Below are 16042 nucleotides of genomic sequence, written 5' to 3' on the forward strand. Positions count from 1 at the left end.
CTTAGCGGCAAATCGGACAGGCTCGATGATCATCCGGATTTGGGTTTATGACGGCATCCTGGCCTCGGGTGTCTCGGCGCCTGTCGACGTCTTCATGGCCGCCAATCACTTCGCTGCCAAGCAACAGGCCCGTTCAGCCGCACGGGACGTTCAGCTTACATGGCGGGTGGAATCGCTGGACGGTTTGCCGATACGCACCGCTTCCGGTCAACTGATTGAGGTTGACGGCAGGATCGGTGCCCGAAAGCCGGCAGATGCTGTCATCGTGACAGCTCCTTTCGTCGGTGAACTGGACAGCTTCATCATGCACCGCGATCGGTTGGCCGCACTTTCCAGTGCCCTGCGGCACCTGCATGAGAAAGGTAGCTATATCGCCTCCTATTGCACCGGTGCCTATCTGCTCGCCGAAGCCGGCCTGCTCGACGGTCGGATGGCGACCACGCATTGGTCGCGCGCGGACGATTTCGCGCGGCGCTATCCCCGTGTCACGCTTCGCGCCCAGGAGTTCCTGACCGAGCAGGATCGCATCATCTGCGGCGGAGCGGTTACCTCGTTCCTGGTGCTTGCGATGCGCCTCGTCGAATTGTTCTTAGGGTCACAGCTTGCGACAATCACCGCAAAGGCAATGCTGATCGATACGAACCGAATCTCGCAAATGTCCTATGCCAACCTTGTGCTGGAGCATGACCATGGCGACCGCCTCGTCGCGCAGGCGCAACAGCAAATGGAGGCCGCGCTTGCCAAGGAATTTCGCCTGTCGGAACTTGCCGCCCGCCTCGCCGTCAGCGAGCGCACGCTCCACAGGCGCTTTCTGCAGGCCGTTGGGCAGCCGCCACTCAGCTATCTGCAGACCTTGCGCATCGAGGTCGCCAAACGTCTGCTCGAGACCAGTGACATCAATTTCGAAACCGTAAGCCAGAATGTCGGCTATACGGATTTCGGGACCTTCCGCGATCTGTTCAAGCGTAAGACAGGGCTGTCGCCCAGGGATTATCGACGCCAATTCACCAAGGTGCCGGTACGGCCCGGCGCCCATCAGGACGCGGGCGGGCTGGGCTGACATTTGGCAAGACGCTCGATGGCCGGCCCACGGCGCCGCCCATCAGAGCGTTAGCAGAATGGAAATGCCTGAAACGCGTCAGTCGCTTCGGCCCGGTCGGAAAGGCGGGCAAGTGCGGGGTAGGCGTCTGGGCCGACAATCTCCGGCAGCATCTCGTGCGAAAAGCGATAGGCAACGGCACTGGTGATGTCGGCCTGGAGCGGGCGGTCGCCGAACAGCCATCGATCTGACCGCCCAAGCTCCTCTTCCAGCAGGCGATAGGCGGCCACCAGCTGGCCACGGATCCGATCGAGCCAGGGTTGATGCCATTTCTCCGATGGGCGGAGGTTGCGCTCGTAGACGATCTGAACCGTCTTCTCGCAGGTAGCGAGCGCGAGGCCAACAATCCGCTGAGCCCGAGCGTGGGTCTTGAGATCAACCGGTGACAGTTTGAGCTCCGAGGCGGCCAACCGTTCGACATGTTCGAGAATGAGGCCTGAATCCATCAACACCACATTGTCGTGCGTAACCAATGATGGAGCTTTCACAACGGCATTGATGGCGGAAAACGCATCGAAGGTCGAGAATACCGACAGCGGGACATGTTCGAAGGGAATATCCTGCAGATGCAAGGAAATGGCGACCCGTCGTACATAAGGCGAGTCCAACATTCCGATCAGTTTCATTGCTCGTTCTCCATGTCTCATTGCGATCTCGCAGACGTTCGCGCGTATCGCAAATCCGCCTCATGAGAGCGAGGCTAACGGCGCAGGGTGGCGGTTGCCAGTGACCGATATTGCCACTATCGTAAGGATCATGCCAAAAGATCGAAATCCGCTCGTTGTCATCCTTGCCTATGATCGATTGTGTACTTTCGAGTTCGGCTGTGCCTTCGAAGTCTTCGGACTGTCCCGCCCGGAGATGGGGCCGGATTGGTATCGGTGCATGACCGCAGCGATCGAGCCTGCTCCCATCCGATGTGCAGGGGGATTACAGCTTCAACCAGATGGCGGGCTGGAACTGCTCGATGCCGCCGATACGATCGTCCTGCCTGGCTGGCGGTCGCCGGACGATCCAGCTCCCGAAGCATTGCTGGAGGCGCTTCGTCGGGCGCACGCCGCAGGTATCCGCATTGTATCCATCTGCGGCGGGGCCTTCGTTTTGGCACAGGCCGGTCTGCTGTCCGGAAGACGGGCGACCACGCATTGGCACCATCTCGGCAAACTCGCGGCTCGCTATCCGCAAATTACGATAGAGCGACAGGCGCTTTATGTCGACGAAGGTACGATCCTGACCTCGGCAGGCAGCGCCGCGGGCCTCGATCTGTGCATCCATATCGTGCGCAGGGATTTTGGAGCGAGAGCGGCAAACAGTGTTGCGAGGCGACTTGTCGTTCCCTCGCATCGCGATGGCGGGCAATCCCAATTTCTGGAGCGTCCGGTGCCGCCGCCATCAGGCACACGTCTTTCGGCACTGCTCGATTTGGTCAGGGGGCGGATTGACGAGCAGTGGACCGTCGAGCGCATGGCAAGACAAGCGCGAGTGAGCATACGCAGCATTCATCGCCACATTAGCGAGGCGACCGGGATGGCGCCGGGCCAATGGCTGCAACGGGAGCGCATCGCATATGCGCGCGAACTTCTCGAAGAGACGACACTTTCCGTGGAGACCGTCGCTGCCCGCTCCGGCTTTGGCACAACAACCAATTTTCGCCAGCACTTCCGCGCAGTGGTCGGGCTGCCGCCGACAAGCTACCGTAGCCGGTTTAATATTGGAGAAACCGCAGGGCAATTCGAGCGTCAAAGCCAAGGTGGGGCAACGGTGGGTCACCCTTCCTTGGCTCGACGGAAATGAAACTGTGTAATTATGCAGGCGCCCAAGCCGCGCCAAGCATCGGACACCCACCTTCCTGGCCGCTTCAGTTTGCAGATAGCTTCTCGGCCAAGACGGCAAGCAGCACATGCTGGTTGCGCAGATGGCCTTCATCCACGCTCAGCTCCTGATGCTCATCGGCAATGTGCAGGGTGCGGCTTTGGGCGCCCGTATCGGATTGGTTGACGAACCGGATCGTGCTGATGGTGGCGATCGCAATGCGGCCCTCGCGCAGGATCAAGACGTCCTGGTCCAAAGACGCACCCGGACCGAACTCGACCTTTTCGCCCCTCTCAAGCGCAGCGTGTACCTTCCGCCAGAGATACGGCAAGGTTCGCTCCTCCAATAGACGTTCCCAGATTTCGGCGGCTTGCCAAATATCCCAGCGCAGCAAGAGCTGCTTGCCATCTGACATAAGAATTTCAGTCGCAGCCTTGCCAACATAGGATCCAACATTGCTCATCTCGGCATAGGGATAGATCTTCCGGCCGTAGACCACGGCCTGCTCGTCAAAGGTCAGTTGCTTTGGGCTGAACGCATAATAGACAAGCGTCGACCATTGGCCGACCATCATCAATAACATCAGGCCGCCGAGAATGACGGCGCTGGTTGGGAGTGCGGCAAAGCCATATCGTCCGCAAAAGGCGGCGATTGCGCTGGCCGCAACTGCGCCCGTCAAGCTTATGAGCAGAGAGCGAAGGGGCAATCGTCGCTTCGCATGGAATGCTGAAAACTGCTCATCAACCATGGGGTAGCGAATGGCTCGCCGCCGCCGCATAAAGACTGCATAGCCGCAAATATTCATCGCGCTTCATGCGCAAGTGTGTGGCGACGACAGTATGGCTTTTCGCGGGATCGCCACCTCGCAGAGAGATGATGCTGTTCGTCTTGATCACGCGATATGTGTCGATCCAGTCATTCTCGATCACGGTCGGCCATGCCATCAACTTGTCGAATCTCCGCGTGCGGAGGTGTAACCCGGCCTTCGAGAGTATGATGATCGGTTGCCTCACATAGCGAAATTGCAGAAGTAGAACCGCGGCAGCGGCCAGAAAAAGGATCGCAAAACCGATCGCCCAGTTTGTTTTGCCCATGGAAATCAGCAGCGTGCTCAATGCACCGCCAGCAATGATGTAAAGCGCCAGCCGGAACAGGATTTTCGGCACGGACACGAAGATTTCATGGGGCTGCTCCAGTTGGCGCAGCATGTTTTCGTTCAGATATATCGAGGTGTCCGAGGTCCGGGTCGCGAATGAGGTTGTCATAGGAATCAAAATCCATTCTTCATATTGAAGACGTCGAGATTAAAAGCCGATGCTGCGGCGGAATCACCAGATGCCGTCGCATGTCACCGATATAGTCGGATACATGTCCATGTCGATCCTGGTCGCGATCTTGACTGTGATCGTCGGTCCAACGTGCACAGGCAAACGCCTCCAACAGGCTGAGCTTGTGCGCAAGGCTGTCGCGAAGAAAACAGGGGCGGTGTCGCAAGACCCGAGCGCGCACGCGTAAGCTATCGATGCGATTGGAACCTTCCTGGTGCCTGGACGGGACTTTCGGTGGAGCTATCGATGTGCGTGACCGCGGTCGCCTGGGCTGAAACAGCGCCGCCGACGGCGATCAATACGGGATTTTCGTAGCCGATTTTCCCTATGCCTTCGGCAAGATTTTCGAGGCTGCCGTGCCATTGCTGCTGCGTGCTGCGACTGACGTCGGCCATGATGACCGTGCGAGTGGAAGGTTCAAGGCCTTCGGCGATCAGCCTGCTGGCGATGAGCGCCGCCGTCCTGCCACCCATGTAAAACACGGTTGTCGTATGGGGGTCGGCAACGCAGGCCCAGTCGATATCAGCCGGTAGTCCACCGTGGCGGGAGTGGCCGGTGATGAAGCGTACGGATTGGGCGTAGTCGCGGTGAGTGAGGGACATGCCGAGGCAGGAGGCCATGGCGCTTGCTGCCGTAATGCCGGGAACAATGTCGACGGAGATACCTTCGCGGCGAAGATGGTCGATTTCCTCGCCGGCACGACCGAAGACCATCGGGTCGCCCGACTTGAGGCGAACGACGCGCTTGCCGGCCTTGGCGAGGGCCAGCATCGTGGCGTTGATATCCTCCTGCTTGCAGCTTTCGCGTCCTCCACGCTTTCCCACCAGCATCCGTTTGGCCTCGCGGCGCGCGAGTTCCAGCACCTCGCTCGAAACAAGGTCATCGAACAGGATCACATCGGCAGCCTGCAAGGCGCGGACGGCTTTGAGCGTCAAAAGCTCGGCGTCGCCCGGGCCGGCACCCACGAGCGTCACGTGACCGGCAGTCCTGCCATCGTTGCGAGCAGGGCTGGCGGCTGCGAGCAGGTCCGGCACCATATCGGTGTCGGGTTCCTCGCCTGCAAAGGCGCGATCGACGAAACCTTCCCAGAAGCGCCGTCGTTGAACCGGGGACAGGGCCTCCGTCACATGGGAGCGGATGGTCTGGGCAAATCGGGCCCATGATTTGAGCGAGGGAGGAAGCAGCGTTTCGATGCGCCGACGGATAGCCTGGCCGAGGATGGGAGCGGCGCCGTCCGTCGAGATGCCTATGACCACGGGCGAGCGGTTGACGATCGAGCCGAACTTGAATTGACAGAATTGCGGGATGTCGATGACGTTGACGGGAACTCCGGCTGCGATGGCGCGATCGTGGAAATGGCGTGCCTCCTCCTTGGTTTGGCAATCGCCGACCGCCAGGGCAAAGCCGTTGAAACACACCGACTGCCAGCAGGTATCGTGATGGATGAACTGGCCGTCTCGCTCCGTGAAAACCTCTGAAAGCTCGGTGGCAGGACAGAAGACATGCACCTCCGCGCCAGCGGCCGCCAGAAGTTCGGCTTTCCACGCCGCTCCGTCGCTACCGCCGGCAACCAGCACGGCCTTCCCCTTGATGTCAAAAAACAATGGCAGCGAGGCGAGGGGAGCTATGCGCTCCTGTCTGTCATTCGGCTGCTTGGCGAAGGCAATCATCGATAATCCCTCTGATTTCCATACGACAGGAGCCGCAATTGGTTCCCGCCTTGAGGTGTTGGCCGATAGCCTCGACCGAATGGCAACCGTCCGCGACGGCGCTCGCGATCTGGTTGATGCCGACCGAGAAGCAGGAACAGACGGTGGCACCCGGATCGACTTGATCCGCACCCGGCCGGCCGGCGAGCACCGCAAAGCGCGTCGGCGCCGTCTCAAGCCGCGCGTCGAGTTGCCCGACAGCCCAGTCTCGCGAGACGGCGACGGGCTCCGGCGCGAGATAGAAGGCGAGTAACAGCTTTTCCCCTTGGAAAAAGCCGTGGCGTTGCTGGCGCGTCGAGTTGTCGACATAGGCGAGATGCTCGCCGCGATCGGACAGGCCGAAGGTCTCGCGGCACCAGGTTTCCAAATGATCAGGCGCCTTGTCGAAGCCGAACTCCACGCGCCAGCCGGCCTGCGCTTTCGCGATCGCCCAATAAGGTGCCTCAAGCCTCAACGGGCGGGAGGCGGTGACCGCAAAGCCGTAATATGCCATTTCGGCGGGCCGCACCTGGGCGCCGGTGCTCTTGAGGGCGGGCTGGCCGGAGATGGGGTCGGTGCGTGGCGCCAGCAGAGTCGCCACGCGCGCATTGGCCGAATAGGCATCGTTCCAATGCATCGGTACGAAGATGCCGCCACGCGGCTGGCGTTCGGTGAGCAACGCGCGCAGCACGACCGAACCGTAGCAATTTTCCACCCTTACCAGGTTTGCCTTGTCGATGCCGAGTTTCATGGCGTCCACCGGGTTGATCTCGACGAAAGGTTCGGCGAGATGGGCTGAGAGCCGTGCCGCCTTGCCCGTGCGCGTCATCGTATGCCACTGGTCGCGGATGCGGCCGCTATTGAGCGTGAAAGGTGCATCCCTTGTTGTGCGATCGTCGCGCGCGGATGTGACGGGAACGAATCTGGCTTTGCGGTCCGGCGTGTAGAATTTGCCTTGAGCGAAGAAGCGGGTGACGCCCTCGTCGACGCCTTTGCGATGCGGCCACTGGAACGGCGACATTGCCTCGAAGCTATCGGGCGAGATATCCGCCTTTGCGCCAATGTCGAAGTCGCGCATGCCGCCATTTTCGAAGCCGGAAAGGGCTGCGTGCTCGGCGAAGATGTCTGCCGGTCCGTCGTAGTCAAAACCGTTGAAGCCCATACGCTTGGCAACCTCGGCCATATGCCACCAGTCGGGCCTTGCTTGGCGGGGCAGGCCTAAGAAATTGCGCTGGCGGGAAATGCGTCGTTCGGAATTGGTGACGGTTCCGTCCTTTTCGCCCCAGCCGGCGGCGGGCAACAATATATGGGCGAGCGCAGCGGTGTCGGTGTTCCTCTGGATGTCGGAGACGACGACGAAAGGGCAGTTGCGGATGGCCTCGCGTACGCGATCGGCATCCGGCATCGAAACGACCGGATTGGTAGCCATGATCCATAGCGCCTTGATGCGCCCATCCGCCACGGCCTCGAACATCTCGACGGCCTTGAGGCCAGGCTTTGCGGCGATGGTTGGCGAGTTCCAGAAGCGCTGCACCCGATCGCGCGCGACCTCGTCCTCAATGTCCATATGCGCTGCAAGCATGTTGGCAAGGCCGCCGACTTCTCTTCCTCCCATCGCATTCGGCTGGCCAGTCAGGGAAAACGGACCCATGCCTGGCCTGCCGATACGTCCTGTCGCGAGATGGCAGTTGATGATGGCATTGACCTTGTCACTGCCGACAGAGGATTGGTTGACGCCTTGGCTGTAGCAGGTCACCACCTTTTCGGTCGTTTCAAACAGGCGGTAGAATGCGCCGAGTTCGGCGACAGACAGCCCCGTTTCCGCCGCGACATCTGGCATGCTTCTGGTTAGGGCCGCTTGCCGCGCATCACGGAAGCCGATTGTGTGCGCCGATACATAGTCGTGGTCGAAGGCCGGCGATCCGGCGAGATGGGTAAGCAGGCCATTGAAGAGGGCGACATCGCCATCGCTTTTGATTGTCAGGTGCATGTCGGCGAGATCCGAGGTGACCGAGCGCCTGGGATCGATGGTGACGATTTTCATGTCAGGCCTGACTTGTCTGGCCGCCTGGATCCGCTGGTTGAGCACCGGATGGCACCATGCAAGGTTCGAGCCGACCAGCACGATCAGCTCGGCAAGTTCCAGATCCTCATAGACACCCGGCACCGTGTCTGTGCCAAAGGCGCGGCGATGGCCGGCAACGGAGGAGGCCATGCATAGCCGCGAATTGGTGTCGATATTGGCCGATCCGATGAAGCCCTTCATCAGCTTGTTGGCGACGTAATAGTCCTCCGTCAGGCATTGGCCCGAGACATAGAACGCAACCGAGTCCGGCCCGTATTCGGCAATCGTCTCGCTGAAGCGCCGCGCCGTGAGATCGAGAGCCTCGTCCCAGCTCGTCGTTCGGCCGTCGATTTCCGGGTAGAGCAACCGGCCGTCGAGGTCGATGGTTTCGGCAAGCGCGGAGCCTTTCGAGCAGAGGCGTCCGAAGTTGGCGGGATGGTCGGGGTCGCCTTTGACAGAGACCTCGCCGTCTTCATCCACCCTGGCAATGACGCCACAGCCGACGCCGCAGTAGGGACATGTGGTCTTGGTCTCAATGGACATGGGCTATTCTCCCACGCTCTCTCATCCTCACTCCGCTGCCATCATCAGGCTGTCGAGCGCGATGAACAGAGCGCCATCCTCAATGCGGATAGGAAGGGTCCGCACCTCGCCTTGGTCCGCTCCGAGCGCCTTGCCGGTCTTAAGCGAGATCACCCAATTGTGCAGCGGGCAGGTCACGGCCGTACCGTGGACGATGCCTTGGCTCAAAGGGCCACCTTTGTGCGGGCAATGATCCTCAATAGCGAAGACCTCGTTTTCGGCCGTGCGGAACACGGCAATCTTGCCCTGCGGGGTTTTCACGCATCGTGCGCCGCGCAGAGGAATGTCTGCGATATCGCCGATCTGATGCCAGCTGTCGTTTGGCCAGTTCATGTCCATCTCCTCACTCCGCGGCGTGCGGGTAACCGATCGTCGCCATCGGCTTGAACTCGTGCTTATCCTTGCCGGAGACGCGCTCCGACCAGGGATCGACCTGTGCAAACCTCTGGCTGAAGACGAAGCGTTCGTAGTAGGCCTTGCGTCTCTCGCCGTCCTGCACGATCTGGCGACGGATCTCCTCGAGGCCGATGCGCTTCGCCCATTTGTAGATGCGTTCAAGATAGCGGGCCTGCTCGCGATACATCTGCGTCAGCGCCACGATATGCTCCAGCGCCTCGTCTTCGGTCTTGACCAGGCCCAAGACTTCCGTGCCCTTGATGTCGAGGCCGGCGGCACCGGCGAAATGGATTTCGAAGCCGCTGTCGACGCAGATGACGCCGATGTCCTTGCAGGTCGCCTCGGCGCAATTTCGCGGACAGCCGGAGACGGCAAGCTTGAGCTTTGCCGGCGTCCACGAACCCCACATGAATTTCTCGATGCGGATGCCGAGGCCGGTTGAATCCTGCGTGCCGAAGCGGCACCAGTCGGAGCCGACGCAGGTCTTCACCGTGCGCAGGCCCTTGGCATAGGCCTGGCCGGAAATAAAGCCGGCTTTGCCGAGATCGGCCCAGACGGCGGGTAGGTCCTCCTTGTGTATGCCGAGCAGATCGATGCGCTGGCCGCCGGTGACCTTCACCATCGGGATTTCGAACTTGTCGACGACATCGGCGATCGCTCGCAGTTCGCCGGAGCTGGTCACGCCGCCCCACATACGCGGTACCACGGAATAGGTGCCATCCTTCTGGATGTTGGCGTGCACCCGCTCGTTGATGAAGCGTGACTGGTAGTCGTCGGCATATTCATCCGGCCAGTCGCAGACGAGATAGTAATTCAGTGCCGGACGGCACTTCGCGCAGCCACAGGAGGTTTTCCATTCAAGTTCCTGCATCACGGCTGGGATGGTCTTCAGCTTCTTGGCCTTGATCAGGCGGCGCACGTCGTCATGGCCAAGCTCCGTGCAAGTGCACATCGGCTGCACGGCTGTGGGATTATAGGCATCGCCCAGCGTGATCGACATGAGTTGTTCGACAAGCCCGGTGCAGGAGCCGCAGGAGGCCGAGGCCTTCGTGTGGGCACGCACGTCATCGAGCGAGGTCAATCCCTTACCGGTGATTGCCGCCGTGATCTTGCCCTTGCAGACGCCGTTGCAGCCGCAGATTTCCGCATCATCCGGCAAGGCTGCAACGGCCGCCATAGGGTCCAGCGGCGACCCTCCTTGATAGGCCTGGCCGAAGATCAAGGTGTCGCGCATCAGCGAGATGTCGGTCGCCTTCTTCTTCAGGTCATTGAACCAGGCGCCGTCGGCCGTTTCACCATAGAGAACCGTGCCGATAATGCGGTTGTCCTTGAGCACCAGTCGCTTGTAAACGCCGCCGGCCGCATCGCGCAGGACGATTTCCTCTCGATCGTCGCCATCGGCGAAATCACCGAGCGAGAAGAGGTTGATGCCGGTGACTTTGAGCTTTGTCGGCGTGTCTGAATGCACGAAGGCGGCTGAGCGGTCACCCGCCAGATGCGATGCCGCGACCCGCGCCATCTCGTAGAGCGGGGCCACCAGGCCATAGACCTGTCCACCGACTTCGGCGCATTCGCCAAGCGCCATGATCGAGCCATCCGAGGTCTGCATGCCATCATCGACGACGATGCCGCGGTTGACGGCGATGCTGGCTTCCTTGGCAAGGGCGATATTGGGGCGGATGCCGACGGCCATCACCACCAGCGTCGCGGGGATGATGCGGCCATCGTCAAGCTCGATGCCTTCGACCTTGCCATCCCCGATAATCGCCTTGGTGTTGGCTTTGGTAATGACTTTGATGCCGCGATCCTCGACGGCGCGCTCAAGGAGATAGCCGGCGGCCGGATCGAGCTGACGCTCCATCAAGGTCGGCTGCACGTGCAGAACGGTCACATCCATGCCACGCTGATTGAGGCCGGCGGCGGCCTCGAGACCCAGCAGGCCGCCGCCGATGACAACGGCTTTCTCGCGCGATTGGGCGGCAAGCAGCATGGCCTGTACGTCGTCGAGGTCGCGATAGGTGATGACGCCGCGCAAGTCCTTGCCCGGAACCGGAATGATGAAGGGTATCGAGCCCGTCGCAATGACCAGTCTGTCGTAGCTTTCGGTGACGCCATGATCAGACGTTACCGTCTTGGCAGCCCGGTCGATGGCGACGATCCTGTGACCCTTATAGAGGGTGATGTCGTGCTTGATGTACCAGCCGTCGCCATGGATGATGATCTGTTCGTAGTCTTTCTCGCCCGACAGCACCGGCGAGAGCATGATGCGGTCGTAATTGACGCGCGGTTCGGCGTTGAAGATCGTGATCTGGTAGAGACCAGGTGCCTTTTCGAGAAGGTGCTCGAGCATGCGTCCAGGCGCCATGCCGTTGCCGATGATGACGAGTTTCTGGGTCATGGTATCACTCCGCAGCTTCGACGAAGCGGTGGCGTTCGTAGAGGAACTTCAGCACGGCCTCGCGGCATTTGAGATAGGTTTTGTCCGATGCAAGCTCGATGCGATTGCGCGGCCGCGCAATCGGCACATGGAGGATATCGCCGATATGGGCGGCCGGACCGTTGGTCATCATGACGATACGGTCGGAGAGCAGCACCGCCTCATCGACATCATGGGTGATCATCACCATGGTGGTGCCAAGGCGGGTGTGGATTTCCATCACCGCGTCCTGCAGGTGGGCGCGGGTGAGCGCATCGAGCGCGCCGAAGGGTTCGTCGAGCAGCAGGATCTTCGGCTGCATGGCAAGTGCGCGTGCGATGCCGACGCGCTGTTTCATGCCGCCGGAGATTTCCGCGGGACGCCTGTCCTTGGCATGCGCCATCTGAACGAGGTCGAGGTTGCGCATCACCCAGTCATGGCGCTCGGCCTTGGACTTCGTGCCGCGAAACACTTTCGAGACGGCAAGATTGACGTTTTCGTAGACGCTGAGCCACGGCAGCAAACTGTGGTTCTGGAAGACCACGGCGCGATCGGGGCCGGGCTCGTTGACCTCTCGGTTTTCAAGGAGCACCGCGCCGGCGGAAACCGGGGTAAGACCGGCAATGAGATTGAGCAGGGTCGATTTGCCACAGCCCGAATGGCCGATGATCGACACGAACTCTCCCTTGTCGATCACGAGTTCGATGCCCTTCAGCACCTCGGCGCGCTGGCCGCCGCGATCGAAATACTTGTCGATATGATCGAGCTTCAGATAGGCGTTCATCCTGTTCTCCTCAATTGCTCGTCATGCCGCGGGTCACGACGGCTCCAAGGCCGGCGACCAAACGGTCGAGGACAAAGCCGGTGACGCCGATATAGGCCAGCGCCACGATGATGTCGGGCAGGCGCGAGGAGTTCCACGCGTCCCAGATGAAGAAGCCGATGCCGACGCCGCCGGTCAGCATCTCGGCGGCAACGATGGCAAGCCAGGAAAGCCCTGCACCGATGCGAAGACCCGTGAAGATATAGGGGGCGGCGGCCGGCACCATGATGCGGAAGAAGAATTCGATCTGGTTGAGACGCAGGACCTTGGCGACGTTGCGATAATCCTGCGGAATATTGCGAACGCCGGTCGCGGTGTTGATGATGACGGGCCAGATGGAGGTTATGAAGATCACGAAGATCGCCGAGGGATTGGAATTCTGGAAGGCGGCGAGCGAGAGCGGCAGCCACGCAAGCGGCGGCACGGTACGCAGCACCTGGAAGATCGGATCGAGGCCACGCATCGCCAAGACCGATTGCCCGATCAGTGCGCCGGTCAACACGCCAGCGACAGCGGCAAGGCCGAAGCCATAGGCGACGCGCTGCAGCGAGACGAGCACGCGCCAGGCAAGCCCGATATCCTGCGGACCGTTGTTGAAAAACGGATTGATGATGAGATCATAGCTCTCCTGCCAGATCTGTGATGGCGGCGGCAGGCTTGCGCCCGGCTGCTCGCAGAGCAGTTGCCAGATGCCGAGCAGAAGCACCAGAACCACAAGAGGTGGCAGGGTGTTGCGCAGGATGACAAGCCCGATTTGACGAATGTCGATGCTGGGGGCAGGGCGAGCCGAGAGGGCAACGACTTGGCCCTTGAGCGCTTCAGGCGCTGTCGGGCCGGGTGTGTGTCTGCGTGCGAGAGCTGACATTATGATGCCACCTTGATCGAGAGGCTTTCGAGATAGGCAGAGGGGTTCTCCGGATCGAAGACTTTGCCGTCGAAGAAGATTTCCTTGCCGCGAGAGGTTGATGTGGGAATATCCGAAGCGGCAACGCCGAGATCCTTGGCGGCATCGCGCCAGATATCCTGTCGGTTTACCTGTCCGACCAGCGCCTTGATGTCGGTATTGGGCACAAACTTGCCCCAACGGATATTTTCGGTGATGAACCAGGCATCGTGGCTCTGGAATGGATAGGACACGCCACCCTTCCAGAACTTCATGTAGAGATCTGTGCCCTTGGCAAGGCGGCCGTTGCCGTAGTTGATGTCGCCTTTCAAGCGGCCGAGCACGTCCTTCGGCGGCACGTTGAACCATTGTCGTTTGCCGAGAATGGTCGCCATCTCCTCCTTGTTGTCCATGCTATCGCACCATTGCTGGGCTTCCATCACAGCCATCAGCAGGGCTTTGGCTGCCTTCGGGTTCTTCTCGATCCAGTCGGCGCGCATGCCGAGAGCTTTCTCCGGGTGGCCCTTCCAGATCTCGCCTGTCGTACAGGCGGTAAAGCCGATGCCCTGGTTGACGAGCTGTTCGTTCCACGGTTCTCCGACACAGAAGACGTCCATGTTGCCGACCTTCATGTTCGCCACCATCTGCGGCGGCGGCACGACGATGGTCGAGACATCCTTGTCGGGATCGATGCCGCCGGCGGCTAGCCAATAGCGCATCCACAGATCATGCGTGCCACCGGGGAAGGTCATGGCCGCCTTGATTTCCTTGCCCGCGGCTCTTTTCGCGTCAAAGGCGGCCTTCAGTTTGGAGGCATCAAGCTGGACGCCGGTTGCCGCATATTCCTTGGCAACCGAAATGCCCTGGCTGTCGTAGTTGAGGCGTGCAAGGATCGCCATCGGCACAGGCTGGTTGTTCTGCGTTACCTTGCCTGTGTGCATCAGGTAGGGGAGCGGCGAGAGAATATGGGCGCCGTCGATGCCGTTTGCCGCCCCACCAAGCACGAGATTGTCGCGCGTCGCACCCCAGGATGCCTGCTTGGCGACATCGACATCGGGCAGGCCGTGTTTTTCGAAGAAGCCCTTTTCCTTGGCGATGACCAGCGGTGCCGCATCGGTGAGGGCAATATAGCCGAGCTTGGCGCCTGTCACTTCAGCTCCGCCCGTGGCCGCAAAGGCGCCGGAAGGGAAGGCGGCTTTGACCGCACCGATCAGAGCCGCGGCGGCAGAGGTCTTCAAAAGGTTTCGGCGTGTAACACCATTGGTCAGGATCTCTTTCACGTGCAGTTTCCCCTTATTGGCTCACGACGGAAGAATTTCGGACAAAAAAAACGCCGCTCGATCGATGCGGCCGGGGATGGAATGGGAGTCCCGGGGCATGAACCGTGCGACGTCGATGTCTTTGCGAGCGCGTTATCAGCGCATTGCGTGCCTGGATCGCCGTTGATCGAGGCAGCCTTAACCAAGCAATCCGTGTGCCAGTTTTTGATGTGGCGCGTAGCTCTATGAAAATACTGAGTTATTTCAAACTTGGTCAGATTCGCCGCTTTTGTGCGCAGATGCTGCAGCTGCTAATATTTTAGGCGGCTGCCGCTCTGCGATCGAAGGCCTTGCGCCAATTCTGTGCAGTGCAGCGTGCGCAGCGGGTCTTAAATGTCGTCCGTCGAGAGCTGTGCTGCGCTTGCTGCCTTCACGGCAAATCCTTCGACATAATCGGCCATTTCGGCGGGATCGAAGACATGTCCGTCCATGAAGCGATCGCCCTCCTTATCGCCCTCAATGCGGATATCGGCCTCGTCAGGCCCCGCTCCGGCGCCGAGTGCGAGCCTGTAAAGATCCGGACGATAGGCCGAGGCGGCGATTTTCATGTTCTGTTTGGATAGGGCAATCTGGCCCCAGCGGATCATCTGGCTGAATATCCATAGAGCCTGGCTCGGGCGCGGATAATTGGCAAAGTTGCCATGAAAGGAAAAATATCGATCGATCACGCGCCGATTGCCCCTGGCATCGAGGTTGAATTCGCCTGATAGCACGCGGCGGATGATGGCGGCGGGCGCCGCGATGTAGCGGGGATCGGCAAGCGCCTCGGCGAGTGCGTCGTGATTTTCCGACCGGTCGCACCAGCGGGCGGCGGCATCAAGCGCAACGATCAGGCGTGAAACCGTTTCGGGATGGCTCTCGGCCCATTCCGGGCGCATTCCAATCACCTTCTCCGGAGCGGAGGGCCATATGTCCTGCTTGGCGGCGACAATGCGCCCGACGCCGCGCTCGGACGCAACCATGTTCCAGGGAGCGCCGACGCAGAAACCGTCGATGGCGCCGGCTGCAAGTGCGTCGGATGTCAGCGGCGGTGGGACGACGACGAGCTTCACGTCCCGGTCAGGGTCGATACCGCCGGCGGCCAGCCAATATCGGAACTCGTAATTGTGAGACGAGAACGGATACGTCATTCCGAACGTCGGAGGTGCCTCGCCACGGTCCTTCCCATGCGAAAGCACGACCGCCAACGCCCTGGCGTTTTCGAGTGCGCTCGCCTGTTCAGCAATCCCGACATGATCGCGCATGCGATCGAACAGCCTGACGGAAAGAGTGATCGCGCTGCCACCCAGGCCGAGTGAGAAGGGGGTGATCGTCGACGAAGGATTGGAGCCAAGGCCAAGCATCGAAGCCACCGGCATCGGCGACAGCATGTGTGCGATGTCGAATTGGCGGAAGGCCAATCGGTCGCGGACATTGGCCCATGAGACATCCTTGACCAGTTCGAGTGCCAGTCCCTCCCTGGCTGCAAAGCCGAATTCGGCCGCAGCGATCAGGACGGAAGCATCGACGAGCGGAATAAAGCCGGCGCGCAGGACCTTCTGCTCCCTGCCGCTGACGCGTTCGGGGGCGATAAGCTTGCTACTGGAGCGTTCGATTATCGTCATCTTCTCTTACCTTGGCTTTCTCCCGGT

The 16042-nt window shown here is 60.5% G+C and carries 13 protein-coding genes; 2 read left to right on the forward strand and 11 right to left on the reverse strand.

The features are described from left to right. Positions 1–25: 25 nt before the first annotated feature. Complete coding sequence (locus GGD46_RS16285) at positions 26–1060, forward strand: GlxA family transcriptional regulator (RefSeq protein WP_184705667.1); 1035 nt, start codon at positions 26–28, stop codon at positions 1058–1060. A gap of 50 nt (positions 1061–1110) precedes the next feature. Here GGD46_RS16285 and GGD46_RS16290 read toward each other — a convergent pair whose 3' ends face one another. After that, positions 1111–1725 carry a glutathione S-transferase gene (locus tag GGD46_RS16290; RefSeq protein WP_184705669.1) on the reverse strand — a complete coding sequence of 205 codons (615 nt, stop codon included), beginning with the start codon at positions 1723–1725 and terminating at the stop codon, positions 1111–1113. 130 nt (positions 1726–1855) lie between these two features. Between GGD46_RS16290 and ftrA the strand changes: the two genes are divergently transcribed. Continuing rightward, positions 1856–2893, forward strand: coding sequence for a transcriptional regulator FtrA (gene ftrA / locus GGD46_RS16295; RefSeq protein ID WP_184705671.1), 1038 nt, complete (start codon positions 1856–1858; stop codon positions 2891–2893). A 64-nt stretch (positions 2894–2957) separates the two neighbouring features. Here ftrA and GGD46_RS16300 read toward each other — a convergent pair whose 3' ends face one another. The 10 genes from GGD46_RS16300 to GGD46_RS16345 all read right to left on the reverse strand — a co-directional run bounded on the left by GGD46_RS16300 (position 2958) and on the right by GGD46_RS16345 (position 16015). Next, entirely contained in the window at positions 2958–3617 is a 660-nt protein-coding gene (locus GGD46_RS16300; protein ID WP_184705673.1) for a hypothetical protein, read from the reverse strand. A gap of 34 nt (positions 3618–3651) precedes the next feature. Next, entirely contained in the window at positions 3652–4176 is a 525-nt protein-coding gene (locus GGD46_RS16305; RefSeq protein WP_184705675.1) for a hypothetical protein, read from the reverse strand. Positions 4177–4427: 251 nt separating this feature from the next. Next, the gene (cysG, locus tag GGD46_RS16310; RefSeq protein ID WP_184705677.1) at positions 4428–5909 is read right to left on the reverse strand and encodes a siroheme synthase CysG; all 1482 of its coding nucleotides are present in this window, start codon (positions 5907–5909) and stop codon (positions 4428–4430) included. Further along, a complete protein-coding gene (locus tag GGD46_RS16315) occupies positions 5881–8535 on the reverse strand; it encodes a nitrate reductase (RefSeq protein WP_184705679.1) in 2655 nt (884 codons plus the stop codon). Before GGD46_RS16315 ends, cysG begins: the two co-directional genes overlap by 29 nt. 27 nt (positions 8536–8562) lie before the next feature. Then, on the reverse strand, positions 8563–8913 hold the full coding sequence (gene nirD / locus GGD46_RS16320; RefSeq protein ID WP_184705681.1) for a nitrite reductase small subunit NirD: 351 nt from the start codon (positions 8911–8913) through the stop codon (positions 8563–8565). Between the two features lie 4 nt (positions 8914–8917). After that, positions 8918–11368 carry a nitrite reductase large subunit NirB gene (gene nirB, locus GGD46_RS16325; protein ID WP_184705683.1) on the reverse strand — a complete coding sequence of 817 codons (2451 nt, stop codon included), beginning with the start codon at positions 11366–11368 and terminating at the stop codon, positions 8918–8920. Positions 11369–11372: 4 nt separating this feature from the next. Then, positions 11373–12170 (reverse strand): ABC transporter ATP-binding protein, encoded by a 798-nt coding sequence (locus GGD46_RS16330; protein ID WP_184705685.1) that lies wholly within the window; start codon positions 12168–12170, stop codon positions 11373–11375. A gap of 10 nt (positions 12171–12180) precedes the next feature. After that, positions 12181–13074 carry a nitrate ABC transporter permease gene (gene ntrB / locus GGD46_RS16335; RefSeq protein WP_184705687.1) on the reverse strand — a complete coding sequence of 298 codons (894 nt, stop codon included), beginning with the start codon at positions 13072–13074 and terminating at the stop codon, positions 12181–12183. Then, on the reverse strand, positions 13074–14372 hold the full coding sequence (locus tag GGD46_RS16340) for a CmpA/NrtA family ABC transporter substrate-binding protein (protein WP_184705689.1): 1299 nt from the start codon (positions 14370–14372) through the stop codon (positions 13074–13076). Before GGD46_RS16340 ends, ntrB begins: the two co-directional genes overlap by 1 nt. Before the next feature lie 368 nt (positions 14373–14740). After that, positions 14741–16015, reverse strand: a complete 1275-nt coding sequence (locus GGD46_RS16345) for a CmpA/NrtA family ABC transporter substrate-binding protein (protein WP_184705691.1) — start codon at positions 16013–16015, stop codon at positions 14741–14743. Positions 16016–16042: the final 27 nt, after the last annotated feature.

Source organism: Martinezella lusitana (genome assembly GCF_014207095.1).
In the GTDB taxonomy this organism is placed as follows: domain Bacteria; phylum Pseudomonadota; class Alphaproteobacteria; order Rhizobiales; family Rhizobiaceae; genus Rhizobium; species Rhizobium lusitanum_B.

Excerpts from the sequence above, each read along its gene's own strand:
- GGD46_RS16305 (WP_184705675.1), bottom strand. The coding sequence starts at position 4,176 with ATGACAACCTCATTCGCGACCCGGACCTCGGACACCTCGATATATCTG.
- ftrA (WP_184705671.1), top strand. The coding sequence starts at position 1,856 with ATGCCAAAAGATCGAAATCCGCTCGTTGTCATCCTTGCCTATGATCGA.
- nirB (WP_184705683.1), bottom strand. The coding sequence starts at position 11,368 with ATGACCCAGAAACTCGTCATCATCGGCAACGGCATGGCGCCTGGACGC.
- GGD46_RS16290 (WP_184705669.1), bottom strand. The coding sequence starts at position 1,725 with ATGAAACTGATCGGAATGTTGGACTCGCCTTATGTACGACGGGTCGCC.
- GGD46_RS16285 (WP_184705667.1), top strand. The coding sequence starts at position 26 with ATGATCATCCGGATTTGGGTTTATGACGGCATCCTGGCCTCGGGTGTC.
- GGD46_RS16315 (WP_184705679.1), bottom strand. The coding sequence starts at position 8,535 with ATGTCCATTGAGACCAAGACCACATGTCCCTACTGCGGCGTCGGCTGT.
- nirD (WP_184705681.1), bottom strand. The coding sequence starts at position 8,913 with ATGGACATGAACTGGCCAAACGACAGCTGGCATCAGATCGGCGATATC.
- GGD46_RS16330 (WP_184705685.1), bottom strand. The coding sequence starts at position 12,170 with ATGAACGCCTATCTGAAGCTCGATCATATCGACAAGTATTTCGATCGC.
- GGD46_RS16345 (WP_184705691.1), bottom strand. The coding sequence starts at position 16,015 with ATGACGATAATCGAACGCTCCAGTAGCAAGCTTATCGCCCCCGAACGC.
- cysG (WP_184705677.1), bottom strand. The coding sequence starts at position 5,909 with ATGATTGCCTTCGCCAAGCAGCCGAATGACAGACAGGAGCGCATAGCT.
- ntrB (WP_184705687.1), bottom strand. The coding sequence starts at position 13,074 with ATGTCAGCTCTCGCACGCAGACACACACCCGGCCCGACAGCGCCTGAA.